The organism is Aggregatibacter actinomycetemcomitans DSM 8324 (genome assembly GCF_000372365.1).
Lineage (GTDB): Bacteria > Pseudomonadota > Gammaproteobacteria > Enterobacterales > Pasteurellaceae > Aggregatibacter > Aggregatibacter actinomycetemcomitans.
In genome coordinates this window covers 1-26,562 of sequence record NZ_AQUU01000005.1, presented here as the reverse complement: position 1 = coordinate 26,562, position 26,562 = coordinate 1, and the positions used below count along the sequence as shown (strand labels likewise).

Sequence of the window (26,562 nt, the reverse complement as noted above, 5' to 3'; positions counted from 1 at the left end):
CCTCTACTACAATACTTAATAATTGTTATTTTTCTTGTCGTATGTTGTTGTAGGTTTTATATGCAAATTCCAGACTCCATCAAGCAATCCACAGAAAAATTAGAACTTGCTTTAGCTCATTATGATAGTGGCAGGCATTTAATTTATGCCAGTACGCAAACGTTATCGTATTTTATCAAATTACCACAGCCGCCTAATAAATCAGAGTGTTCTAAAGGGGAATTTGATGATGTGATTACGATGTTTAATAATGACATGATCTATTATGATTTGACCCGTTTATCTCTTCCTTCTTGTTCATTACATTACCAACTCTTTGATGAACAGGGCAATAAGTGTGCAGAACACTCCCTTTTCGATTTTCCATCTATTCAACTTTCTCAGCAGCCTTTCAGATACTACCAATTAAGGCATTTGATGCATTTAAAAAAGCATAGGGCGGGGCATTGTTGTATTAATGTCTTGGACATCTTCGAATACCAAGATCAGCAGGCGGAAGAAAATACTGTCGGTTGGCGTAAGAAATTAAGCAAATCATTCGATCTTATTTTCAATGATGAATACATTGCTTCGTTTTTCTGTTTAATCAAGCACGCAACGCTTAGCGAGGATTCATTATGACTCAATTAGTAGCGCAATCAGTTATCAATCAATTTTTTGACGGCACACATGGTGATCCGTTTTCCGTATTGGGTATGCACGAAACCGAAAAGGGTATTGAAATTCGTGCGTTGTTGCCGGATGCAAGTCGTGTTTTGGTCATTGAAAAAGAAAATCAGGAAACGTTGTGTGAATTAACCCATTTAGATGACAGAGGCTTTTTTGCCGGCGTGGTGCCGGATACGCGGAATTTCTTTGCTTATCAACTACAGGTGTATTGGGGTAAAGAGTCACAAATTATTGAAGACCCGTACCGTTATCACCCGATGATTAATGATTTGGATGAATGGTTGTTGGCGGAAGGTTCGTTTTTACGTCCGTATGAAGTATTAGGCGCGCATTTCATTGAATGTGACGGTGTCTCAGGCGTGAATTTCCGTTTGTGGGCGCCAAATGCCAAACGGGTTTCTGTGGTAGGCGATTTTAACTATTGGGACGGTCGTCGCCATCCAATGCGCTTACACCCGGCAAGCGGCGTGTGGGAATTGTTCCTGCCGAAAGTCTCTTTGGGGCAACTGTATAAATTTGAATTAATCGATTGCCATGGCAACCTCCGCTTAAAAGCCGACCCTTATGCCTTCAGTTCTCAGTTACGTCCCGATACCGCGTCACAAATCAGTCCGTTGCCGAGTGTCGTGCCGATGACGGAAGCCCGTCGTAAAGCTAACCAATGGGATCAGCCGATTTCCATTTATGAGGTGCATTTAGGCTCTTGGCGACGTAACTTGGAAAACAATTTCTGGCTGGATTACGATCAAATCGCCGACGAATTGATTCCTTACGTGCAGGAAATGGGCTTCACCCATATTGAATTTTTACCGTTGTCCGAGTTTCCGTTTGACGGTTCTTGGGGTTATCAACCGCTTGGCTTGTATTCGCCGACCAGCCGTTTTGGTACGCCGGAAGGCTTTAAACGCTTGGTAGAGCGGGCGCATGATGCCGGTATTAATGTGATTCTCGACTGGGTGCCGGGGCATTTCCCGAGCGATACCCACGGTTTGGTGGCATTTGACGGTACGGCATTGTATGAGCACGCCGATCCGCGCGAAGGCTATCACCAAGATTGGAATACGCTGATTTACAACTACGGACGCAACGAAGTTAAGAATTTCTTATCCAGTAATGCGTTGTATTGGCTTGAACGCTTCGGTATCGACGGCATTCGGGTCGATGCGGTGGCGTCTATGATTTATCGTGATTACAGTCGCGCCGAAGGGCAGTGGATTCCGAATCAATACGGCGGGCGGGAAAACTTAGAAGCCATTGAATTTTTGAAACATACCAACTGGAAAATCCATAGCGAAGTACCGGGTTCTATCGCCATTGCGGAAGAATCCACCGCCTTTACCGGCGTGACCCATCCGAGCGAACAGGGCGGTTTAGGTTTTAATTTCAAGTGGAACATGGGTTGGATGAACGACACCTTATCCTACATGGAAAAAGACCCCGTTTATCGCCAATATCACCACAACCAAATGACTTTCGGCATGATGTATCAATACAGCGAAAACTTCGTGTTGCCGCTTTCTCATGACGAAGTGGTGCATGGCAAATGTTCTCTTATCGGCAAAATGCCGGGCGATGCGTGGCAAAAATTTGCCAATTTGCGTGCCTATTATGGCTATATGTGGGGTTATCCGGGCAAAAAATTGCTATTTATGGGCAATGAATTCGCCCAAGGTCGCGAATGGAATTACCGTGAAAGTCTGGATTGGTTCCTGCTAGATGAAGGCATCGGCGGTCAATGGCATATCGGCGTACAACAGCTGGTGAAAGATCTCAATAAAATTTACCGCGAAAACGCACCGCTCTTTGAGCTGGATTCCGATCCGCAGGGCTTTGATTGGTTGGTGGCAGATGACGTACAAAATTCCGTTTTCGCTTTTGAACGCCGCAGCCGTGATGGCGGACGTATTCTTGTAATCAGCAACCTCACGCCGGTGCCGCGTCATGATTATCGTCTCGGTGTGAATGTTGCCGGCGAATATCACGAAATTTTAAATACCGACTCCGCCTATTACGCCGGTTCAAATGTGGGTAATTTAGGCGCTGTACACAGCGAAGACATCGCCAGCCATAATCGGGCGAACTCCATTTCCGTCTCTATTCCGCCATTGGCAACCATTTATTTGAAATATCAGGGTAAAGCATGATTGCAGTAAAAAATAACGGTAAACCTTATCCTTTCGGCTACAGCCGATACGAAGAAAGCGACGAGCAGATCACGAACTTCGCCCTGTATTCTTCGGCGGCGCAACAGGTGGAACTTTGTCTGTTTGAAGAGGAGCGGGAATCCCGTTTCAACATGGTTAATTCCGACAACGTGTGGCATTTGGCGTTAAGCGGGGTGGCAAACGGAACCCAATATGGCTTCAGAATCACATCAAAAAATGACCGCACTTTGACGGCAAATCCGCAGAAATTGATGCTGGACCCTTATGCCAAGGCCGTGGTGGGCAAACCGGATTTAAGCTCGCCTGAAACGCAAGCGTGGTTTTTGTTGAGCGACGAGCGGGATAACGCCCGCTATGCACCGAAAGCGGTGGTGGTTGATCGTGCATTTGACTGGCAGAGTGACAAAGCGCCGAATACGCCCTGGACCGAAACCATTGTGTATGAGTTGAGTGTGAAAGGTTTTACCAAATTACAAACGGAATTACCAGAGACAATACGCGGCACCTATGCCGGTTTGGCGCACGCGCAAACGATTGCGTATTTGAAAAAGTTAGGTATAACAGCAGTCGAGTTGTTGCCGGTAAATTACGCGGTAAGCGAACCGCACTTACAACAAAGAGGGTTATCCAATTATTGGGGTTACAACCCGTTAGCCATGTTTGCCGTGGAGCCGAAATATTGCTCGCAAGCCAATATGGCCAATCCGTTAAATGAATTTAAATACATGGTGAAAGCCTTGCATGAAGCGGGCATTGAAGTGATTTTAGACGTGGTGTTCAACCATACGGCGGAATCGGAAAAATACTTCCCAACCTTTAGTCAACGTGGCATTGATGACGAAACCTATTATTGGCAAACCCCGCAAGACGAATATTTAAACTGGACCGGTTGCGGCAATATGCTGAATTTGTCCAATCACATTACCCGTCGCTGGGTAGTGGATTGCCTGCGTTATTGGGTGGAAGAATGCCATGTAGACGGTTTCCGTTTCGATTTGGCGACTGCGTTAGGGCGCGAAACACCGGATTTTAATCACCATGCGGCGTTGTTTAACGACATTGCGCAAACGTCGAGTTTGCAGCGGGTGAAATTAATCAGTGAGCCTTGGGACATCGGACATTATGGCTATCAATTAGGCAATTTTCCCCATTATTTCGCTGAATGGAACGACCGTTTTCGTGATGATATGTGCCGTTTCTGGTTGTGGAAAAGTGGGGAAGTGGGCGCCTTTGCCGAACGTCTGGCGGGCTCCGGCGACATTTTTAAACAGGAACGGCGCCTGCCGCATACGTCGCTGAATTTTATTACCGCTCATGATGGCTTCACCTTGCGCGATTTAACCAGTTATAACCAAAAACACAATGAAGCCAATGGCGAAGAAAACCGTGACGGGCGCAATGAAAATTACAATTATAACCATGGCTTTGAAGGCAGCGAATTGGATTTAACCGATCCACACCAAAGTGCGGTAGAAAATCAGCGAGTTTTAACGGCAGGCAGTTTGCTCATGAGCTTATTGCTTTCCAACGGCACGCCGATGCTGTTGGCGGGCGACGAGTTCGGCAACAGTCAATTCGGCAATAACAATGCCTATTGTCAGGATAACGAAATCACCTGGTTAAAATGGCAGTCATTTAATCAGGATTTATTTAACCTAACCAGCCAAACGATCGCGTTACGAAAAAAAATTGCAAGTTTGCTGAGTGATCGTTGGTGGTCACAAGAAAATGTGTCTTGGCTTAATGCTCACGGAGAGCCGATGAACCTTGATGATTGGCACAATCGAGAAAATAAAACGCTACAAGTAGTATTAGATGAGCAATGGATTTTCTTAATCAATGCCAAAGCGGAAAAACAACATTTTACATTGCCTATGCAAGCGGTAAGTCAATGGAAACATGTATGCGGGACAACACACTTAACGTTGCACGAAAATCAGGTGGAAGTCGATGGGGTGGCATTTTGTGTGTTGCGGAAATATTAACCACATAACAAAGAATGGAGTTCGCTATGAAAAGTAGTCTTTCCCAATTACCCAACAAATACGATCTTGTTAAAGATACGCTTGTTCTTATTTTAGCCGGCGGTCGCGGTTCACGTCTTCATGAGCTGACAGATAAACGTGCGAAACCGGCACTTTACTTCGGGGGGAATCGTCGTATCATTGACTTCGCACTTTCCAACTGTATTAATTCCGGCTTAAACCGTATCGGTGTGGTTACGCAATATGCCGCCCATTCTTTGTTGCGCCATTTGCAAAAAGGCTGGTCGTTCTTACCGCAGGAACGCGGCGAATTTATCGATATGTTGCCGGCGCGTCAGCAAATTGACGATTCCACCTGGTATCGCGGCACGGCGGACGCGGTGTATCAAAATATGGCGATTATCCGCAATCACTATAAACCGAAATACATCCTGATCTTAGCCGGTGACCACATTTACAAACAGGATTACAGCCAAATGCTGTTAGACCATGTGACCAGCGGGGCGAAATGTACCGTCGGCTGTATTGAAGTGCCGCGTTCCGAAGCCAGTGAATTCGGCGTTATGGCGGTAAATGAAAATCTGAAAGTCAAAGCCTTCGTGGAAAAACCGAAAGATCCGCCGGCAATGGCAGGCAGACCGGATACCTCATTGGCATCCATGGGGATTTATGTGTTTAACGCCGATTATCTCTATGAAATGCTGAATCGGGAGGTCAACACGCCTTGCACCTCTCACGACTTTGGTAAAGACGTATTGCCGAAATGTCTGGAAGAAGGTGCGTTATACGCTCACCCGTTCAGCCGCTCCTGCATGGGACGTAATACCGAAGGCGATATTTACTGGCGTGACGTAGGGACATTGGACAGCTTCTGGCAATCCAATATCGATTTGGTTTCCGAAAGTCCGCAATTGGATATTTACGACCAAACCTGGCCGATTCGTGGTAATCCGGTGCAAGCCTATCCATCTAAATTCTTTTATAAAAACACCAATATCAAACCGGTGGATAACTCGCTTATCGGTGGTGGCTGCGTGATTACCGATGCATCAATCAGTTATTCCGTGTTGTTTGACCGCATCAAAATTAACGAAGGTTCGCAAATCGATCATTCCGTGGTGTTACCGCAAGTGGAAATCGGGAAAAACTGCGTGTTAACACATTGTATTATCGATCGCCACTGTATTATCCCGGATGGTATGCATATCGGTGTGGATAAGGAATTAGATCGCCAACGTTTCCGTGTCAGTTCCAGCGGTAAAGTGGTGTTGGTTACCCCTTCTATGTTGAAAAAATTAGAAGGGCGTGAAGTTGTCGATGAAGAGCACCTGGATTAAAGTGCGGTCGTTTTTCACGATGATTTTTATTATGATGGTGTATGTTTTATTGTATGTGTCTAAAATAAAAGCGTTTATTATAGGCACACATCGAAAGACGCACCACTATCATTATTAATAAAAAACACTTGAATTTTTAACCGCACTTTTTAGAGTAGGGCGTATAAATGCGCCATCAATCAAGCATCATTAGGAAATTAAATGAAAGTATTACACGTTTGCTCGGAGTTATATCCTTTACTGAAAACCGGCGGGTTAGCCGATGTGATGGGCGCCTTGCCTTTTGCGCAGAAAGAAATCGGCATTGATACGCGAATTGTATTACCGGCATATCCTGCTATTGCAGCCGGTATTCCGCATACTTCCGTCGTGGCAGAATTTGATAATTTCGCCGGACACATTATTTTACGTTATGGTGAATACAACGGCATCGGCATTTATTTGATTGACGCGCCGTATTTGTACGCACGCGAAGGTAATCCTTATCACGATGCCAATTACAACGATTACGGCGACAATTATAAACGCTTCGCCCTGTTGGGTTGGGTCGGTGCGGAACTGGCGACCGGTTTGGACAGCTGGTGGCGCGCAGAAGTGGTGCATGCCCACGACTGGCACGCCGGATTGACCGCCGCATATTTATATCATAAAGGTCGCCCTGCCAAGTCGGTGTTCACCATTCATAATCTGGCGTATCAAGGTCCGTTTGATTATCGCCATTTATTTGAAATCGGTTTGCCGGCAGAAATGTTCCATGTGAACGGTTTGGAATTCTTCGGACAAATTTCTTATTTGAAAGCCGGTTTATATTATTCCGATGTGGTCACGGCAGTGAGTCCGACCTATGCGAAAGAAATTACCACGCCGGAATTTGCGTACGGTTTACAAGGTTTATTGTCCACTCTCGATCAAGAGGGTCGCTTGGTGGGTATCTTAAACGGGGTCGATGAAAAAATCTGGCACCCGAATTGCGATCAATACATTCAGCACGCGTATAAATTGAAATACATGGGCGGAAAAGGGAAAAATAAAGCGGATCTACAGGCTTATTTCAACTTACCGCAGCAATCCGATGCGCTGTTGTTTGTGATGGTCACCCGCTTAACGGAACAAAAAGGCGTGGATTTACTGTTGGAAAGCGCCGATGAAATCGTTAAACAAGGCGGGCAACTTGCGATTCTCGGCTCAGGCGCACCGCACTTGGAAGCGGGAATTCGCAAATTAGCGAAAGGTTACCCGCAGAACGTTGCCGTGAAAATCGGCTACGATGAAGCGTTATCCCATTTAATGCTTGCCGGCGGGGATGTGATTTTAGTCCCAAGTCGTTTTGAGCCTTGCGGTTTAACCCAATTATACGGACTGAAATACGGCACATTACCATTAGTCCGCGCAACCGGTGGTTTGGCGGATACAGTGGTTAACGCTTCCGTCGAAAATATTCAAACGCGAACAGCAACAGGTTTTGTCTTTACACACGCAACAGCTGATGACTTACGTCATGCGTTGCAAGCGGCATTTGCTTTATGGAAAAAACAACGCTTATGGGCAAGTGTTCGCGTTATTGCAATGGAACAAGATTTCAGTTGGCAAATCTCTGCAACTCACTACCAACATTTATATCAACGAATTTTATCTAAGTAATGAAATAGTTAATCTTTCGTTCAAGTAAAAATACGGCTTGAACGGAAGATTATTATTGTTTTTTTATCTCGAATGATTAAAATTTCATCCGTTTTTTTGATTGTTAACTGAGGACTATTTTATATGACAATGGATAACTTCGATTCTCCATTCTTGTACGATCATCCCGAAATCAATGTGGCATCATTGAAGAAGGCGATCGTCTATAAACTGATTTTTCTTATCGGGCGCTCGCCTAAAGAGGCAAGTCAGCGCGATTGGTTAAACGCGACCTTATATGCAGTGCGTGATTTTGTGACGGAAGGTTGGATCACCACAGCCCGTCGAGCCAGAACGGAAGGTTCACGTCGCGTTTATTATTTATCCATGGAGTTTTTGATCGGTCGCACTTTGTCTAACGCCATGATTGCCGAAGGGCTTTATGAAGTCACCCGTGATGCGCTTTCCGAGCTTAATGTTGATTTGGAAGAAATTATTCAAAAGGAAGTGGACCCGGGTTTGGGGAACGGCGGTTTAGGTCGTTTGGCAGCTTGTTTTATGGATTCTATTGCAACGTTGGGCTTACCGGGCATGGGGTATGGTATTCGTTACGAATATGGAATGTTCCGGCAAAAAATTGAAGACGGTCAACAGGTAGAACGCCCGGATGCGTGGTTGGAAAAAGGTGCACCGTGGGAGTTTATTCGCCCGTCTAAACGTTTCACTATTCCTTTCGGCGGCAGCATTCACTTTGAAGGCAAAAAATGTATTTGGGACATCGGTGAGCGCGTCGTAGCGTTGGCCTATGACCAAGTTATCCCGGGTTATAAAAATGATTCTGCAGCAACCTTACGTTTATGGGCGGCACACGCCGGTGAAATGTTCAATTTAGAAGATTTCAACCGTGGTCAACATATTGCGGCGATGGAAAGCCGTGCATCAATTAAAAACCTTTCCCGCGTGTTATATCCGGACGATTCCACCTGGAACGGTCGTGAATTGCGTTTACGTCAGGAATATTTCCTGGTTTCCGCCTCATTACAGGATATTATTCGTCGTCATAAACGTACCCATAACACCATTGAGAACCTTGCGGAAAAAGTGGCGATTCACTTAAATGATACTCATCCGGCATTGGCGATTCCCGAATTAATGCGCATCTTAATTGATGAAGAAGGTTTCGCATGGCAAAAAGCCTGGGATATGACACGCCGTATTTTCTCTTACACCTGCCACACCTTAATGTCCGAAGCATTGGAAACCTGGCCGGTAGAAATGATGGCGAAAATCCTGCCGCGTCATTTACAAATGATTTTTGAAATTAACGATCACTTCCTTGAGTATGTAAAAACCTATATCACTACCGACATGGATTTCATCCGTCGCGTATCTTTGGTGGAAGAAGGTGACCAACGTAAAGTGCGCATGGGCTGGCTGTCCGTAGTAGGTTCTCACAAAGTCAACGGTGTGGCGGCAATTCACTCCGATTTAATGGTAACCTCAACCTTTGCCGATTTTGCCCGTATTTATCCGGAACGATTCACTAACGTCACCAACGGTATTACACCACGTCGTTGGTTAGCCGTAGCGAACCCGAAATTGGCATTGCTTTTCGATCAATATATTGGCAGCGACTGGCGTTGTAATTTAAGTCAAATTGCGTTGTTGAAAGAACACGCCAATGAATCCGAGTTTAAACGCGCTATTGCCGACATTAAATTCGATAACAAAGTGCGTCTTGCCAATTACGTCAAAAAAGAATTGGGTATTGAACTTGACCCGCACGCCTTGTTTGATGTTCAGGTGAAACGTATTCACGAATATAAACGCCAAATTCTCAACGTGTTGCACATCATCGCACGTTACAACGAGATGTTGACGCACCCGGAAAAAGACTGGCAGCCGCGCGTCTTTATCTTAGCCGGTAAAGCCGCTTCCGCTTACTACGCGGCAAAACAAACTATTCATTTGATTAATGACGTTGCCAACGTGATTAATAACGATGTGCGTTTGCGCGGTCGCTTAAAAGTGGTATTCATTCCGAACTACAGCGTCAGTCTGGCGCAGTTAATCATTCCGGCGGCGGATATTTCCGAACAAATTTCTCTGGCGGGTACGGAAGCCTCCGGCACCGGTAACATGAAGTTTGCCCTTAACGGCGCCTTAATATTAGGTACGTTGGACGGCGCAAACGTGGAAATTCTGGAAAATGTCGGTAAAGACAACATCTTCATTTTCGGTAACACCGTTGAGCAAGTAGCGCAGTTACGCCGTGACGGTTATCGTCCGTTTGATTATTATCAAAATGACGCGGAATTAAGAACGGTGGTTGATCAGATCATCAACGGCGGGTTCTCCCCGAATGACCCGAATCGTTATCTGCAATTGTTACAAGGATTGCAATATCACGACTATTATCAGGCGTTTGCCGATTTCCGTAGTTATGTGGATATGCAAAAAGTGGTGGACGAGAAATATAAAAACCGCGACGCATGGATTGAAAGCACCATTCAAAACATTGTCAACATGGGCTATTTCTCCTCCGACCGGACGATTAAGGAATATGCGGAAAATATCTGGAATATTGAACCGCTAAAACCGGCAAAATAATCGGTGATTAAAAATTAACCCCGTTCATATTTGAGCGGGGTTTTGTTTATTTATGAAAAGTGCGGTTGAAATTTTCAGTGTTTTTGAAGTGAAAAGTGCATCAAAGACGACCGCACTTTTAGTTGGCGGGTTTTGTTTTGCGTGCTTTATACCATTTCCAGGCAACGAATATGACTAAAACGGCAACCAGAATATAAATCACCGACTGTCCTTTTTTTATTTGTTCGTGCAACCAATCCAGATTACTGGCACCGAAATCGCCTAAATATACCCAAATCGGAACGGAAATAATGGAAGCGAATAAATCCAACAAAAGAAAGCGGATAAAACTGACACGACGGGTAATGCCTGCAACCATGTAAATCGGTGCGCGTAATCCCGGCAGAAAGCGGGCTATAAATAATACACGGTTGCCGTACTGATCAAATTTATTGCGAACCAAACGTAAGCGTTCTACTGTTAGGAAGCGGCGAATCGGGCGAAAGCGTAAGATTTTCACGCCATAAATACGCCCCAACCAATACATGGTGCTGTCGCCCAACAACACGCCGAAGAAGCTGACCAGCAACATAACGTGCACATTGGCGTAGCCCAAACCTGAAATGACACCGCCGGAAACTAAAGTAATATCTTCCGGAATCGGCACGCCAAAGCCACAAATAATCAACACGAATAAAACGGCGAAATAACCGTAATCGGTAAAAAAGCTAATTAAAAATTCCATTACATACTCTTAAAATCGATAAAAAAGAACGTGTTATTTTAGCCTGTTTTTTGTTGTAATATCTAGGGAAATTATGGGATTTTAATTTGCTTTACATTTGCGAATTCATTATAATGCACCACCTCAAAGTTCAGGCTTTGAGCAAATTTTGTGAACTCGCTGGGTCGCCTGCGATTTTTTATTTAAATCTTTTTACATTAAGAGAATATTAAAATGGCATTTAAATTTAACGCTGAAGTTCGTACGGCGCAAGGTAAGGGTGCGAGCCGCCGCCTGCGTCATAACGGTCAAATTCCTGCTATCGTTTACGGTGGTAGTGAAGCGCCGGTTTCCATCATTTTAAATCATGATGATGTAAACAATGCACAAGTGCACGATACTTTCTATTCCGACGTGATTACGCTAGTGATTGATGAAAAAGAAGTAGCCGTGAAAGTGCAGGCAATGCAACGTCACCCGTTCAAACCAAAATTGGTTCACATTGACTTCAAACGTGTTTAATGATTGATAAAACTCCGGTTATTGCCGGAGTTTTTTCTTTAGGCGGAAATTAAGGTTAGGAACAAATAATTTAATTTTCTGTCTAAGACCCGTGTTTTGTCCGTTTATCGGATCAATACTTATCCATAAACTCATAAAGGATTTTAATATGAACAAATTTACTAAAATCAGTGCAACTGCTTTATTTGCTCTTTTCTTGACTGCTTGTGATAAACCGGCAGACAAAGCGCCGGATGCCAAACCGGAAGCCCAAACACAATCAGCACCGGCGACTGCCGAAGCGGCAAAAACCGATGAGACGGCTGATTATAAAAAATTAGTAGATTGGAACAAATCTCAAGAACAAACCCAGCTTCAAGCACAACAAAAATTCCAACAGGATTTAGTTGCTGCGGTGCAAGCGAAAGATGATAAGAAAGTTCAGGAAGCCATCGACACTTTCAACAAATCCGTACAAGAAACCATCGCCAGTTTAGATGCGTTGAATATCAGCGCCGATTCTGTGAAAGCGGTGAAAGAACAAACCAAAAACGTCCTTGGTTTAGCCAGCAATCTATTGGTTGAACAAGCGAATGTAAGTTTAGCGAACCCGACACCGGAACAACAAAAAACTTACATGGAAAAAGCTGAAAAATTAAGAGATGCAATGTTAGAGTTACAAAAACAAAGCGTCGCTTTAGAACAAAAATTTAATCCGGCTCCAGCTACGCCTGCAGCAGCACCTGTGGCACCGGCTCAAGAATCTAAATAATTCCGACTAACAGAAAATCGCCTTATTGTTATGCAGTAAGGCGATTTTTTATCCCGTAAAAGTGCGGTCGAAAAAAACAATGTTTTTCAACGCAGGGTATCATCTCAAATGTTTTTAACCTTGTTGAAAGAAACCTGCTAAAATAGCCTCGGTTTTTATTCTCCTGAATGTCCTATGTTAAAAAAAGTTTTTCCTTCATTGTTTCTGTTGCCAGCCGTTGCAATGGCTCAATCTTATGTGGTGTATGATTTTACTCACAACAAAGTGTTAGAAAGCAGTGCGCCGAATACTGTGCGTCCGATCGCTTCCGTAACCAAGTTGATGACGGCAAATGTTTTTCTTGAACACAACAAAAACCCCCGTTGTACCGCTTCCATTACCGATGACGATTATGATTATATTAAAGGCACACGCACCAAATTGCCTAAATATACGCCGATTTCCTGTCGTGAATTGCTGAAAATGATGTTGGTGCATTCCGACAATTATGCGGCTCACGCGTTATCCCGTTCCGCCGGTATGACCCGTTTGCAATTTATCGGCAAAATGAATGAAAAAGCCAGACAATTGGGGATGAAATCCACCTGTTTTAGCGACAGTTCGGGCTTGTCTACCCATAACGTATCCAGTGCGATGGATTTGGTTAAACTCACCAAATATTCCATGAGCAAACCGGAAATCAAAGCATTTTCCAATCTTTCCTCCACTTACGTTCAGGCGGGCAAACGTAGTGTGTTTGTGAAAAACACAAATAAATTGGTGCGGGACGAAATGTTCAGTGCCGCAATCAACAAAACCGGTTATATTCGCGAATCAGGATATAATTTGGTGTTTGTTAATAAAGTGCCCTGCAATCGCGCTACCATTGGTGTGATTAGTTTAAATAACAGTTCTTCTGCATACCGTTCCAGTTTTACCAAGAATAAACTGGAAAAATACGGTTGCACGGCATTAAACAGCAAAGTGTTGAGAGACTTTGTGGATGATATGCAATATGAAGAAGGTTATGACGAAGCCGGAATGGACGAGTTGATTCGAAAAGTGGCGGGCTAGAAAAGGGCGTTTCCGCTGCCATTTTCGTCAATTTTTATAAAATCGCTATCCTAAAAATAAAACCCTTATAAATTCTTCAAATTTTCACCGCACCTGCTATTTTCAAGCTGTTAGAACGATCAAAATCCTGTATAATCTCAGCAATCTTTTGTTTAAATAATGCATTGTGAGATCCCTTAATGCTTGAAACATCACAAACAATTCCCGAGCTGGTTTCATGGGCGAAAGAACGCGAGTTTTCGTTGAATTTGCCCACCGATCGTCTAGCGTTTTTATTGGCAATCGCCATTTACAATAACGAACGTTTTGACGGCGAAATGATCGAATCGGATCTGGTGGATATTTTTCGCCACGTTTCCGGTGCTTTTGAACAATCCCAAGAAACCATTGCCACCCGCGCCAATAACGCCATTAACGAATTGGTAAAACAGCGCTTTCTTAACCGCTTTAGCAGTGAATTTACCGAAGGTTTGGCAATTTACCGTTTAACCCCGCTGGGTGTCGGTGTGTCCGATTATTACATTCGTCAGCGCGAATTTTCCGCCTTGCGTCTTTCCGTTCAGCTTTCCATTGTCGCCGATGAAATTCAACGTGCCTCCGATGCCGCCGAAGAAGACGGTGACGAACATTATTGGCGTCGTAACGTCTTTGCGCCGTTAAAATATTCCGTGGCGGAAATTTTCGACAGCATTGATTTGTCGCAACGCATAATGGACGAAAACCAGCAGAGCATTAAGGATGAAATTGCCGGTTTATTAACCAAAGATTGGCAAGCGGCGATTTCCAGTTGTGAACAATTATTAGACGAAACCTCGGGCAATTTACGGGAACTACAAGATACCCTCAACGCCGCCGGTGATAAATTGCAGGCGCAATTATTGCGGATTCAGGACTGCGTTATCGGACGCGGCGAATTGTATTTTATTGATGAACTGATCACCAATTTACAAGCGAAACTAGACCGCATTATCAGTTGGGGACAACAAGCCATTGATTTGTGGATTGGCTACGACCGCCATGTGCACAAGTTTATCCGTACCGCCATTGATATGGATAAAAATCGGGTTTTCTCCCAGCGTTTACGCAATTCCATTCACAATTATTTCGATCACCCATGGTTCTTATGGACGGCTCAGGCAGACCGTTTGGTGGATTTGCGCGACGAGGAATTAGCCCTACGTGAAGAAGATGCGCTGGGTGAATTGCCGGAAGAGTTGCAATACGAATCTTTGGCGGATATTCGTGAGCAGATTGTGGAACACATGCAAACCTTGCTTATTGATTATCGTGAACATCAACGTCCGATTAATTTAAGTCTGGTGTTAAAACAACAACTGGAAAGTTATCCGCTGTCACAACATTTTGATGTGGCGCGAATTATCGTGGATCAAGCGGTACGTCTGGGGATGCCAAGCGATGATTTAAGCGGTATTTATCCGATTTGGGAGAGTATTAACGAACGTGGCGCAGAAGTCCAGGCGAACGTCATTGATGAATATAAAAGCTAAAGTGCGGTCGTTTTTTCAGGCGTTTTTATAAAGCGAAAAACACATAAAATTTTATTCACAAGTTCGCTTGTTCACCCCTCACGGGGCCGTCGGGAAAGCCGACGTTCAAAATCCGCTGGATTTTGTCACCGCACTTTTGGCAACAAGAACAAATTAACATAAAGGAAAACATGAAAGAATTACTTAAAATCAGAGGCTTTTTACCTTATCTCGCCATTGCATTTCTCAATGCGGGAGTAGATTTGGCGCATAAAATTACTATTCAAAACGTGCTGTTAAAAAGTTTCGATGGTGACACGCGGGTAGTCTTAACGGCACTGGTCAATGCCATGATTCTATTACCGTTTGTATTCTTGTTTTCTCCGGCAGGCTTCATCAACGATAAATATTCCCAAACGAAAGTCATTCGCTATGCAGCCATCGCCGGCGTGCTGATTTCTTTTGCAATTTTCCTCAGCTACTTTTTCGGTGCATTTGAGCTTGCTTTCCTGTTAACCTTGATTCTGGCAGCACAAAGTGCGGTCTATTCTCCCGCCAAATATGGGATTATCAAATCCATTGTGGGTACGGAAAATCTGGGCGCTGCCAACGGCATAATTCAAGCCTTAACCATTGTGGCGATTTTATTCAGTTCTTTTGCTTTCTCTTATCTTTTTGAAGCCATTTATGTGGCAAGCGACAACCCGGCAGATATACTTTCCAGTATTTATGTGATCGGTTTCTTAATGGTGATTTTTAGCGCATTTGAAGCCATTTTCGCCTTTAGATTGCCTTATTTTCCATCGGCAGAAAGTGAAGAAAAAACACATTTCAGCAGCAAAAAATATTTTTCTTTAAGCTACTTAAGAGAAAACATGAAATTGGTTCGCGCCGATAAGAATATTTGGCTTAGCATTGTTGGATTAAGCATTTTCTGGGGCGTATCACAGGTGATTGTGGCGGCATTCCCGGCACATTACAAAATGTTGTTTAACGATGATAACGCATTAATCATTCAGATGATTTTAGCCGTCAGTGGCATCGGTTTAATTGTCGGTTCCTACATTGCGGGTGCTATGTCCAAACATCATATTGAATTAGGCATTGTTCCCCTCGGCACGTTAGGCTTGTTTGTTTCCTTATTTTTCTTAGCATCATCGACGAATGTGGCATTAATCAGCTTCTGTTCTTTCTGTTTCGGTTTATTCGGCGGATTATTTATCGTGCCGTTAAACGCTACCATTCAGTTCTTCGCGCCGGAAGCCAAAATGGGGAAAATTATCGCCGGCAATAACTTCATCCAAAACATCGCCATGATCGGCTTTTTGTTGTTAAGTATCGCCTTTGTTTACGCGGATATTTCCACCACAGGCTTATTTATTTTCGTTTCCGTGGTGTGTTTTGTCGGTTCCTTATATGCCATTTTGCAATTGCCGCATTTATTCACCCGCTTATTTTTATTACTTTTCCTAAAAACCGGCTACCGCTTCCATGTGGAAGGCTTAAAAAATTTACCGCAACGTGGCGGTGTATTGTTATTAGGCAATCATATCAGCTGGATTGACTGGCTGGTGCTACAAGCCGCCAGCCCGCGCGCCATTAAATTCGTGATGTATCGCGGCATTTACAACAAATGGTATCTCACCTGGATTTTCAAATTCTTCAAAGTCATTCCTATCGGTGCCGGTTCCAGCAAAGAAAGTATCGAAACCATTCGTCAATATTTGGAAAACGGCGAAGTGGTAGCGCTTTTCCCGGAAGGGCATATCAGCTATAACGGACAAATTAACGAATTTCAGCGCGGCTACGAATTAAGCATTAAAGAGTGGCAAGACGTGTGCGTCGTGCCGTTTTATTTGCGTGGTTTATGGGGTTCCAGCTTCTCACGCGCAGATGAGCATTATAAAGAACTCACCAAACAACGCGGTAAACGTGACATTATCGTGGCATTCGGCAAACCGATTCGCGAGTTTATCGATCATGTTGCCATGAAACAAAAAGTGGTGGAGTTATCCTTCTCTTCTTGGGAAAGCTTTATTTCCCGTCAACAGCCGTTGACCCATTATTGGTTGGAGATGGCAAAAAGCAATTTATTCCGCGAATGTGTTGCCGACAGCATGGGGACGGAATTAACCAATGCAAAATTTATCAGTGCCGTATTGGTTTTCAGCAAACTGTTTAAACAAACCCTGAACAACGAGAAAAATATCGGTGTGTTACTGCCAAGCTCCGCCATGGGCGCCATTGTCAATATGGCGTTATTTGTGAATGGTAAAGTGCCGGTGAATCTGAATTACACCTTAAGCGAACAAAGTATGGCGTTGGCGTTAAAAAAAGCCAACATTCAACAGGTGATTACGTCCGAAAAATTCCTTGGGAAATTAAGCGGTAAAGGTTTTGATTATCAGGCGCTGCTCGCCGACAAAGCCGTGATGATGGAAACATTAGGCAAGTCTGTGAGCAAAACACAAAAAACGCTGGCATTTTTGACCGCACTTTTTGTCCCTGCAGGCTGGATTAAATTACTGAATTTTGCCGATGTAAGTTTAGACGACACCGCAATCTTATTCAGTAGCGGCAGTGAAGGAGAACCGAAAGGCATTGAATTAACCCATAAAAATCTATTAACCAACATTCGCCAAATCAGCGATTTGTTGAACTTCAGAAAGGACGATGTGATTTTAAACTCGTTACCGATTTTCCACTCTTTCGGTTTAACCGTGACAACGTTACTTCCGTTATGCGAAGGTGTGAAAATGGTGAGCATACCGGACCCGACGGATGGCGCTGCAGTGGGGAAAATGGCGGCGCGCCATAATGCCAGTATTTTATTCGGCACCTCAACCTTCTTCCGTCTTTACATAAAGAATAAAAAATTGCATCCGTTAATGTTCCAGAATATCCGCATGGTGGTTGCCGGCGCGGAAAAACTGAAAGCCGATGTGAAAGAAGCGTTCCGTTTGAAATTCGGTTTAGACATTTACGAAGGCTACGGCACAACGGAAACCGCACCGGTTGCAGCGGTGAATATGCCGAATATTTTGGAAAAAGAAACGTTAAAAGAGCTGACATTTAACAAACAGGGCTCTGTCGGGATGCCGTTGCCGGGGACGATTATTAAAATTGCGGATCCGGAAACCTTGCAGGAATTAGCAACGGGAGAAGACGGGCTAATTTTAATCGGTGGCGGACAGGTGATGAAAGGTTACTTAAACGATGCCGAGAAAACCGCTGATGTCATTGCTGAAATTGACGGCGTGCGTTATTACAAAACGGGTGATAAAGGGCATATTGATGAGAATGGTTTTATTACCATCGTTGACCGTTATTCCCGCTTTGCGAAAGTCGGCGGTGAAATGATTAGCTTAGGCAGTGTAGAAGAACAAATTGCACAGGTTTTAAATGACATGTGCAATTTACCGCTGCAAATGTGCCGGATGAGAAAAAAGGTGAAGCGGTGGTGCTTTTAGTGAAAACCGAATCGGATATTAATGAGGTCGTCAATATGTTGAAAAATTCAGCCATACCACCGTTAATGCAGCCGTCTTTTGTCTTTAAAGTAGATGAAATTCCGACCTTGGCAAGTAGTAAAGTCGATTTCAAAGGGGCGAAAAAACTCGCCGTCGCATTAGTGCAAAATAACGAATAAACACAAAACAGAGAAACAACATGACAGAAAATAACCTAGATGTAATTTCCCCGAAATTGGCAGCCGCCATTGCCAATCCGTTATTTCCGGCGGTGGATAGCCAATTGCGTTCCGGTAAACATATCGGCACGGAGCATTTAGATAACCACGCCTTTTTACTTGATTTTCAATCGGAGCTGGATTTGTTTTATCGTCGTTATAACGTGGAACTTATCCGTGCGCCGGAAGGTTTTTTCTATTTACGCCCGAAAGCGACGACGTTAATCGCGCGTTCCGTGTTAACGGAATTGGAAATGTTGGTGGGCAAAGTGTTGTGTTATTTGTATTTAAGCCCGGAATGCCTGGCACAGCAGGGGATTTTCAGCACTCAGGAAGTGTATGACGAGTTGCTGAATTTAGCCGATGAAGGCAAATTGCTGAAGGCGGTGAATCAGCGTTCCAGCGGTTCCGATTTGGATAAACAAAAATTGGCGGAAAAAGTGCGGACGGCAATCGGTCGTTTGCGTCGTTTAGGCATGATTTACACAGTGGGTGAACCGAACAGCGGTAAATTTACCATTTCCGAATCCGCGTTCCGCTTTGGCGCCGAAGTGCGTGCCGGCGATGATCCGATTGAAGCACAATTACGCTTAATTCGTGATGGTGAAGCGGCAACCCCGCAATCCTTACAGGCAGAAAAACTGGCGTTACAAAGTGACGCGGAAAACAGCGAAAACGATGCGGAAGTGGAAGAAGAATTCGTAGAAGAGGAACAAGAATAATGACTGAAGAATTATCCCTGGAAAATGACGTAATGGATACGACGGCTGAAGCCGCACCTGTTATCTTTAGCCAAAACAGTGGGGTAGAACGCGGTAAATTCCGTTCTCTAACGCTTATCAACTGGAACGGATTTTTCGCTCGCACCTTTGATTTGGACGAATTGGTTACCACCTTATCGGGCGGTAACGGTGCCGGTAAATCCACCACTATGGCGGGATTTGTGACGGCGCTCATTCCCGATTTAACCTTATTGCATTTCCGTAACACCACGGAAGCCGGCGCAACAAGCGGCTCACGCGACAAAGGTTTGCACGGAAAATTGCGTCCGGGAGTTTGTTACGCGGCGCTGGATACCATTAATTCCCGCCATCAACGGATTATTGTCGGCGTGCGTCTACAACAGGTGGCAGGACGCGATAAAAAAGTAGATTTAAAAACCTTTTCTATTCAAGGCGTAGAATTATCCGTAAATCCGACCGCACTTTTCACCGAAACCCTCAATGAACGCCAAGCCCGCGTGCTTACGTTGAACGAATTAAAAGACAAAGTGGAGCAAAGCGGCGCGCAATTTAAGCAATACCATTCCATCACCGACTATCACGGCATGATGTTCGATTTGGGAATTATCCCGAAACGTTTACGTTCTTCTTCCGACCGCAGTAAATTCTACAAACTCATCGAAGCCTCTTTATACGGTGGTATTTCCAGCGCCATTACCCGTTCTTTACGTGATTATTTATTGCCGGAAAATCTTGGGGTGAAAAAAGCATTCCAAGATATGGAAAGTGCTTTGCGCGAAAACCGCATGACTTTGGAAGCGATTAAAGTGACTCAAGCGGATCGCGATTTATTCAAGCATTTAATCACCGAATCCACTAATTATGTGGCGGCGGATTATATGCGCAATGCCAATGAACGCCGTGGCAATATCGAAAGCGCGTTAAATTTCCGTCAGGAATGGTATAAAGCCAAATCCGAACAGGATTTATCTCAACATCGCTTAGTGGATTTAAGCCGCGAAGCTGCCGAATTGGCAGAAAATGAAAAAACGTTGGAAGTAGATCACCAAAGCGCGTTAGATCATTTGAATTTAGTGCTGAATGCGTTACGTCATCAGGAAAAAATTTCCCGCTATCAAGAAAATGTCGGCGAGCTGACAGAGCGGTTAGAAGAACAAAAAATGGTGGTAGAAACCGCCAACGAGCAGTTAGAAGAAAGCCAAGCGCAATTTGAACAAACGGAACAGGAAGTTGACAACCTACGTTCGCAATTGGCGGATTATCAACAGGCGTTGGATGCGCAACAAACCCGCGCATTGCAATATCAACAAGCCATTCAAGCCTTAGAAAAAGCCAAAACGTTGTGCGGTTTGGCGGATTTAGCCGTGAAAAATGTGGATGTTTACCACGAAGAATTTGAAGCGCAAGCGGAAGTGCTAACGGATAAAGTGCTTGAACTTGAACAAAAAATGTCTATTTCCGAAGCGGCAAAAACGCAATTCGACAAAGCCTATCAGTTGGTTTGCAAAATTGCCGGCGATGTACCTCGTTCTGCTGCGTGGGAAAGTGCGAAAGAATTGTTGCGTGAATATCCGACACAAAAACTGCAAGCACAGCAAACACCGCAACTACGCGCCAAGTTACATGAATTGGAACAACGTCTGAATCAACAACAAAGTGCGGTCAGATTATTAAACGATTTTAATCAACGCGCCAATTTGTCTTTAGAAACCGCAGATGAATTAGAAGAATTTTATGGTGAACAGGAAGCTTTAATTGAGGATTTGTCGGCTGAACTTTCGGACTTGGTAGTGCAGCGTTCAACCCTTCGCCAAAAACGTGAAAATTTGACCGCACTTTATGAGGAAAACGCCCGTAAAGCACCGGCATGGCTCACGGCACAAGCGGCGTTGGAACGATTGCAGGATCAAAGCGGTGAGCAATTTGCCGACAGCCAAGACGTGATGAATTTCATGCAGGCACAGTTGGTTAAAGAGCGTGAATTCACCATGGAGCGCGATCAGCTTGAGTTACAACGTCAGCAATTAGATGAGCAAATCAGCCGATTAAGTCAGCCCGACGGATCCGAAGATGCCCGTTTGAACGTACTTGCGGAACGTTTCGGCGGCGTGTTGCTTTCCGAGTTGTATGATGATGTGCCGATTGAAGACGCGCCTTATTTCTCCGCGCTATACGGTCCGGCGCGTCATGCTATTGTCGTGCGTGATCTGAATGCGGTAAAAGAACAACTTGCCAATCTGGAAGATTGCCCGGAGGATTTATATTTAATTGAAGGCGATCCGGCGGCGTTTGATGATAGCGTACTTTCCGCACAGGAATTGGAACTGGGCGTTGTGGTGCAAGTGTCCGATCGTGAATTGCGTTATTCTAAATTCCCGGAAATTCCGTTGTTTGGTCGTGCCGCTCGTGAAAAACATTTGGAAGAATTACAGGCAAAACGTGAGGAAGTGGCGGAACATTACGCTCAACGCGCTTTTGACGTGCAAAAATGCCAGCGTTTACACGAACATTTCAGCCAATTTGTCGGTTTACATTTAGCATTAGCGTTCCAAGATAATCCAGAACAGGTCATGGCTCGGACCAATCAGCAGCGCAATGAAATTGAACGCGAACTAAACCAATTCCTGACCGGCGAACAACAAATTCGCATTCGTTTGGATGATGCGAAAGAACGTATGCAGTTGTTGAATAAATTAATTCCGCAATTGCCATTATTGGCGGATGACAGTTTAACCGATCGCATTGAAGAATGCCGCGAACAGCTGGATTTAGCCGAACAGGATGAGTTATTTATTCGTCAATACGGCGTCACGTTGTCACAATTAGAGCCGATTGCCAATACTTTGCAAAGCGATCCGGAAAATTATGAACACTTAAAAGCCGACTATGAGCAAGCCATTCAGTTGCAAAAACAGGTGCAACAAAAAGTGTTTGCTTTGGCGGATGTGGTGCAACGTAAAGCCCATTTCAACTACGCAGAAAGCGTGCAAACGGAAACCTCCGAATTAAACGAACAATTGCGCGCCCGTTTGGAGCAAATGCAACAACAACGCGAAACACAGCGCGAGCAATTGCGTCAGGTTCAAGCGCAATATGCACAATACAATCAAGTGTTGATTCAATTGCAAAGTTCTTTCAACAGTAAAAACCAAATGTTGCAGGAATTAATGCAGGAAATCGGCGAATTGGGTGTACGTGCCGACGAAGGCGCGGAAGAACGTGCAAAAATCCGTCGGGATGAGTTGTATCAACAACTTTCCACTAATCGTCAGCGCCGTTCTTACATTGAAAAACAACTCACCCTCATTGAAAGCGAAGCGGAAAATCTTACCCGCCGCATTCGTAAAGCGGAACGGGACTACAAAACCCAGCGCGAATTGGTAACGGCGGCTAAAATGAGCTGGTGCGTGGTGCTGCGTTTATCTCGCAATTCTGATGTGGAAAAACGCTTAAATCGTCGTGAATTGGCATATTTATCCGCCGATGAGCTACGTTCCATGTCGGACAAAGCCCTTGGTGCGTTGCGTACGGCGGTTGCCGATAACGAATATCTGCGCGATGCCTTACGTTTATCGGAAGACAGTCGCAAACCGGAAAATAAAGTGCGGTTCTTTATTGCGGTATACCAACATCTACGCGAACGTATCCGTCAGGATATTCTGAAAACCGACGACCCGATTGATGCCATCGAGCAAATGGAAATCGAGCTTTCCCGCTTAACGGAAGAGTTAACCGGTCGTGAACAGAAACTGGCGATCAGCTCTGAAAGCGTGGCAAACATTATGCGTAAAACCATTCAACGTGAACAAAATCGTATTCGTATGCTGAATCAAGGCTTGCAAAATATCGCCTTCGGTCAGGTGAAATCAGTGCGTTTGGTGGTGAATATTCGTGATACGCACGCCATGTTGTTGGATGCGCTTTCCGGCAACCAATCGGATTATCAGGATTTATTTACCGACAATCGTATGACTTTTTCCGAGGCTATTGCGAAATTATATCAACGCCTGAATCCGCATATTGATGTAGGACAACGCACGGCACAAACCATCGGTGAAGAATTACTGGATTACCGTAATTACCTTGATTTGGAAGTAGAGGTGTACCGTGGCGCAGACGGTTGGTTACGCGCGGAAAGCGGTGCATTATCCACCGGTGAAGCCATCGGTACCGGTATGTCCATCCTCTTAATGGTGGTGCAAAGCTGGGAAGAAGAAAGCCGCCGTATTCGTGGCAAAGATATTGTGCCGTGCCGCTTATTGTTCTTGGACGAAGCGGCGCGTTTGGATGCCAAATCTATTTCCACTTTATTCGAGCTGTGCGAACGGCTAGATATGCAATTGCTCATCGCCGCCCCGGAAAATATCAGCCCGGAAAAAGGCACAACCTACAAACTGGTGCGGAAAATTTCCGGTAATCACGAACACGTTCATGTAGTCGGCTTACGCGGATTCGGCGCAACAGAGTAGTTTGTAAAAGAAAAAGTGCGGTTAAAAAATAAAGTGTTTTTTGACCGCACTTTATTTCATTAAAAGGAATAAAAAATGCACAATCTCATTATCGCCGTCCTCTGTAGCGTAGCGGTTTCCGTACTATTGAAAGTTGCCCGCAAGCGTAATATCGTTATTCAACAAGCTATTGCATTTAACTATACTGTTGCGTTGTCACTTTCTTGGTTTTTGTTAAAACCGGATTTCAAAGGGCTTGAATTTACGGATTTCATCGCACAAAGTGAAAATATGCCGATTTTCTTGGCATTAGGTATTTTGTTACCAAGCGTATTTATTATTATGTCCAAAGCGGTGGAATTCGCCGGTATTGTACGTTCCGATGCGGCACAGCGTTTATCCTTATTCTTACCGATTCTCGCCGCATTTTTAATCTTTCATGAAACCTTAAGCCAACCAAAGCTTGTCGGAATTGTGTTGGCGTTTATCGGGTTATTTTGTCTATTAAGCAAACCGAATCCACAAAGTGCGGTCGATCTTCGTGGTATTTTGGGATTGGTTGGCGTATGGTTCGGCTACGGTATTATTGATATTTTATTCAAACAAGTAGCGAAAAGCGGCGGCGCATTCCCAACAACCTTGTTTATCGCGTTCTCATTGGCAGCCTGCATTATGTTCATTTATTTGCTGTTTAAACAAACCAAATGGAATATAGAGAGCTTTGTAGGCGGCATTATTTTAGGTGTGCTGAATTTCTTTAATATTTTGTTTTACATTAAAGCGCATCAAAGTTTTGGCTCTAATCCAACGTTGGTTTTTGCCGGTATGAATATCGGTGTAATTTGTTTAGGCACCTTCACCGGCGCATTAATTTTTAAAGAGAAAATAACCAAAATTAATTGGTTAGGTATTGTATTTAGCTTAACGGCAATCTTTTGTTTGTATTATTTAGATAAAATTTTGGCTTAGATTTGAGAAAAATGATGGCAAAAAACGACTTTAGTTTTTTTATTTATGATTATGAAAGTTTTGGGGTCAATCCCGCAACGGATCGCCCGGCACAATTCGGTGGCATTCGCACTGACGAGGATTTTAATATTATCGGTGAGCCGATTGTTCTTTATTGCAAGCAAACTAACGATTATTTGCCTGCACCAGAAGCGGTTTTAGTCACCGGAATTACACCACAGGAATGCAACGAAAAAGGGCTGTGGGAACCCGAATTTGCCGCCAAAATTTTACAGGAATTCAGCCGTCCGAATACTTGCGTGATGGGCTTTAATAACATTCGTTATGACGATGAAATGACCCGTTATACGTTTTACCGTAATTTTATCGATCCTTATGAATACAGCTGGAAAAACGGCAATTCCCGTTGGGATTTACTGGATTTGGTGCGTGCTTGCTATGCGTTGCGCCCGGACGGTATTGAATGGCCTTTAGATGATGAAGGTATGCCGAGTTTCCGCCTGGAAAAACTGACAGAGGCCAATGGAATAGCGCACGATAGTGCGCATGATGCCATGTCAGATGTGTATGCCACTATTGAAATGGCAAAGCTCATCAAGCGGAAACAGCCTAAATTATTCCAATATTTCTTTGAAAATCGGGGTAAAAAGGAGGTTGAAAAGCTCATCGATACCGCAGAAATGATGCCATTGGTACATGTGTCGGGAATGTTGGGGAATTATCGCGGAAATACCACGTTAATTGCACCTTTAACCTGGCATCCGACGAATAAAAATGCCGTTATTGTCTGTGATTTAACTGCCGATATTGATGATTTATTAACAAAATCGGTAGGGGAGTTGCGTGAAAATCTTTACACCAAAAAAGAGACCTTATTGGCTGCCGGTGCATTGCCTGTGCCATTGAAGCTCATTCATATCAATAAATGTCCGATTGTTGCGCCGGCTAAAACTTTGTTGCCACAAAACGCCGAACGTTTAGGTATTGATCAGGAGTTATGTGCGCAAAACCGACAACGTTTGCAGGAAGCAAAAGATATTCGCCAAAAAGTAATGGATATTTTTCATCAGGAACGTGAATTTGACGCTTCCGATAATGTTGAAACCGAACTGTATAACGGCTTTTTTAGTGACGCCGATAAAAACAATATGGCGATTTTACGCAGTTTGGAACCCGAAAAATTGGCTAAACATAATCTTAGTTTTCAAGATCCACGAATTCCTGAATTGCTGTTCCATTATCGTGCCAGACATTTCTATCGTACATTGAACCGTGCGGAACAAATTAAATGGCAAAAATACTGCCGTAAAAAATTAGATGCCGAGGCTTTGCAATTTGAACAACGTCTTCAAGAATTAGCCGAACAATATTCCAACAATGAAGAAAATCTTATGTTATTGCAAAAGGTCTATGAATATGGAACGAAAATAATCGGTTAAAAGTGATCTGCCCCCCAAAACCTGGACACCTAATTTGAGGTGCAGATTATGTCTTACTCTTATCAATTTCGTTAAAAAACTATCAAACAGGTCACCGAGCAGGATTTTGGTATCCGTGAGGTGGCTAAATTTCATCAGATTTCTCGTTCTCAAGTCATTTATTGGAAAAGCCTTTCGTGAAAGAGGGCTTAATGGCGTAAAATCCCCTTATATAAACCCTCAACGCCCTAAAATAGTGAAGCCAAAGATGAAAAAGAAAGCGATTGAAATCCCGGAACAAACAGACTTTTCCCCAAAAGCGTTTAAAAAGCTGCAACGAGAGCTGGCATTAGCACGTGCACAGATTGCTTACCTAAAGGAGTTGGAGGCACTC

The 26,562-nt window shown here is 44.1% G+C and carries 15 protein-coding genes and 2 pseudogenes; 16 read left to right on the top strand and 1 reads right to left on the bottom strand.

Translation table 11 applies throughout. The features are described 5' to 3' along the window. Positions 1-60: 60 nt before the first annotated feature. The 6 genes from A3CS_RS0103680 (at position 61) to A3CS_RS0103655 (ending at position 10,386) form a co-directional block, all read left to right on the top strand. Complete coding sequence (locus A3CS_RS0103680) at positions 61-621, top strand: hypothetical protein (protein ID WP_005545429.1); 561 nt, start codon at positions 61-63, stop codon at positions 619-621. After that, entirely contained in the window at positions 618-2,813 is a 2,196-nt protein-coding gene (gene glgB / locus A3CS_RS0103675) for a 1,4-alpha-glucan branching protein GlgB (protein ID WP_019518245.1), read from the top strand. Before A3CS_RS0103680 ends, glgB begins: the two co-directional genes overlap by 4 nt. Continuing rightward, the gene (glgX, locus tag A3CS_RS0103670) at positions 2,810-4,819 is read left to right on the top strand and encodes a glycogen debranching protein GlgX (RefSeq protein WP_005545432.1); all 2,010 of its coding nucleotides are present in this window, start codon (positions 2,810-2,812) and stop codon (positions 4,817-4,819) included. Before glgB ends, glgX begins: the two co-directional genes overlap by 4 nt. A gap of 26 nt (positions 4,820-4,845) precedes the next feature. Then, positions 4,846-6,156 carry a glucose-1-phosphate adenylyltransferase gene (glgC, locus tag A3CS_RS0103665; RefSeq protein ID WP_005538828.1) on the top strand — a complete coding sequence of 437 codons (1,311 nt, stop codon included), beginning with the start codon at positions 4,846-4,848 and terminating at the stop codon, positions 6,154-6,156. Between the two features lie 201 nt (positions 6,157-6,357). Continuing rightward, a complete protein-coding gene (glgA, locus tag A3CS_RS0103660) occupies positions 6,358-7,797 on the top strand; it encodes a glycogen synthase GlgA (protein WP_005545436.1) in 1,440 nt (479 codons plus the stop codon). A gap of 123 nt (positions 7,798-7,920) precedes the next feature. Beyond that, positions 7,921-10,386, top strand: coding sequence for a glycogen/starch/alpha-glucan phosphorylase (locus A3CS_RS0103655; protein WP_005589179.1), 2,466 nt, complete (start codon positions 7,921-7,923; stop codon positions 10,384-10,386). A gap of 118 nt (positions 10,387-10,504) precedes the next feature. On the opposite strand, the gene A3CS_RS0103650 is transcribed toward A3CS_RS0103655, so the two are convergent. Continuing rightward, on the bottom strand, positions 10,505-11,110 hold the full coding sequence (locus A3CS_RS0103650; protein ID WP_005538859.1) for a DedA family protein: 606 nt from the start codon (positions 11,108-11,110) through the stop codon (positions 10,505-10,507). A gap of 213 nt (positions 11,111-11,323) precedes the next feature. Here A3CS_RS0103650 and rplY point away from each other — a divergent pair, with 213 nt between their 5' ends. The 10 genes and pseudogenes from rplY to A3CS_RS1000000112210 form a co-directional block, all read left to right on the top strand. After that, on the top strand, positions 11,324-11,611 hold the full coding sequence (rplY, locus tag A3CS_RS0103645) for a 50S ribosomal protein L25 (RefSeq protein ID WP_005538860.1): 288 nt from the start codon (positions 11,324-11,326) through the stop codon (positions 11,609-11,611). Positions 11,612-11,759: 148 nt separating this feature from the next. Then, positions 11,760-12,362, top strand: a complete 603-nt coding sequence (locus tag A3CS_RS0103640) for a hypothetical protein (protein WP_005545441.1) — start codon at positions 11,760-11,762, stop codon at positions 12,360-12,362. Positions 12,363-12,536: 174 nt separating this feature from the next. Continuing rightward, positions 12,537-13,415 (top strand): D-alanyl-D-alanine carboxypeptidase family protein, encoded by an 879-nt coding sequence (locus A3CS_RS0103635; RefSeq protein ID WP_005589181.1) that lies wholly within the window; start codon positions 12,537-12,539, stop codon positions 13,413-13,415. Between the two features lie 179 nt (positions 13,416-13,594). Next, a complete protein-coding gene (gene mukF, locus A3CS_RS0103630; RefSeq protein ID WP_005545444.1) occupies positions 13,595-14,923 on the top strand; it encodes a chromosome partition protein MukF in 1,329 nt (442 codons plus the stop codon). Positions 14,924-15,093: 170 nt separating this feature from the next. Next, positions 15,094-18,551 (top strand): annotated as a pseudogene (locus A3CS_RS0103625) (acyl-[ACP]--phospholipid O-acyltransferase). A 20-nt stretch (positions 18,552-18,571) separates the two neighbouring features. Next, positions 18,572-19,312, top strand: a complete 741-nt coding sequence (mukE, locus tag A3CS_RS0103615) for a chromosome partition protein MukE (RefSeq protein ID WP_005545450.1) — start codon at positions 18,572-18,574, stop codon at positions 19,310-19,312. Beyond that, positions 19,312-23,802, top strand: coding sequence for a chromosome partition protein MukB (gene mukB / locus A3CS_RS0103610; protein WP_005545451.1), 4,491 nt, complete (start codon positions 19,312-19,314; stop codon positions 23,800-23,802). Before mukE ends, mukB begins: the two co-directional genes overlap by 1 nt. Before the next feature lie 75 nt (positions 23,803-23,877). Further along, positions 23,878-24,750: a DMT family transporter gene (locus A3CS_RS0103605; RefSeq protein ID WP_005545453.1), complete on the top strand. Its 873-nt coding sequence runs from the start codon at positions 23,878-23,880 to the stop codon at positions 24,748-24,750. A gap of 14 nt (positions 24,751-24,764) precedes the next feature. Then, positions 24,765-26,189: an exodeoxyribonuclease I gene (gene sbcB / locus A3CS_RS0103600; RefSeq protein ID WP_005589188.1), complete on the top strand. Its 1,425-nt coding sequence runs from the start codon at positions 24,765-24,767 to the stop codon at positions 26,187-26,189. An 81-nt stretch (positions 26,190-26,270) separates the two neighbouring features. Continuing rightward, positions 26,271-26,562, top strand: a pseudogene (locus A3CS_RS1000000112210) (transposase); the annotation flags it as partial.

Coding starts and splice junctions, on each gene's coding strand:
- A3CS_RS0103680 (WP_005545429.1), top strand. CDS start 61: ATGCAAATTCCAGACTCCATCAAGCAATCCACAGAAAAATTAGAACTT.
- glgB (WP_019518245.1), top strand. CDS start 618: ATGACTCAATTAGTAGCGCAATCAGTTATCAATCAATTTTTTGACGGC.
- glgX (WP_005545432.1), top strand. CDS start 2,810: ATGATTGCAGTAAAAAATAACGGTAAACCTTATCCTTTCGGCTACAGC.
- glgC (WP_005538828.1), top strand. CDS start 4,846: ATGAAAAGTAGTCTTTCCCAATTACCCAACAAATACGATCTTGTTAAA.
- glgA (WP_005545436.1), top strand. CDS start 6,358: ATGAAAGTATTACACGTTTGCTCGGAGTTATATCCTTTACTGAAAACC.
- A3CS_RS0103655 (WP_005589179.1), top strand. CDS start 7,921: ATGACAATGGATAACTTCGATTCTCCATTCTTGTACGATCATCCCGAA.
- A3CS_RS0103650 (WP_005538859.1), bottom strand. CDS start 11,110: ATGGAATTTTTAATTAGCTTTTTTACCGATTACGGTTATTTCGCCGTT.
- rplY (WP_005538860.1), top strand. CDS start 11,324: ATGGCATTTAAATTTAACGCTGAAGTTCGTACGGCGCAAGGTAAGGGT.
- A3CS_RS0103640 (WP_005545441.1), top strand. CDS start 11,760: ATGAACAAATTTACTAAAATCAGTGCAACTGCTTTATTTGCTCTTTTC.
- A3CS_RS0103635 (WP_005589181.1), top strand. CDS start 12,537: ATGTTAAAAAAAGTTTTTCCTTCATTGTTTCTGTTGCCAGCCGTTGCA.
- mukF (WP_005545444.1), top strand. CDS start 13,595: ATGCTTGAAACATCACAAACAATTCCCGAGCTGGTTTCATGGGCGAAA.
- mukE (WP_005545450.1), top strand. CDS start 18,572: ATGACAGAAAATAACCTAGATGTAATTTCCCCGAAATTGGCAGCCGCC.
- mukB (WP_005545451.1), top strand. CDS start 19,312: ATGACTGAAGAATTATCCCTGGAAAATGACGTAATGGATACGACGGCT.
- A3CS_RS0103605 (WP_005545453.1), top strand. CDS start 23,878: ATGCACAATCTCATTATCGCCGTCCTCTGTAGCGTAGCGGTTTCCGTA.
- sbcB (WP_005589188.1), top strand. CDS start 24,765: ATGGCAAAAAACGACTTTAGTTTTTTTATTTATGATTATGAAAGTTTT.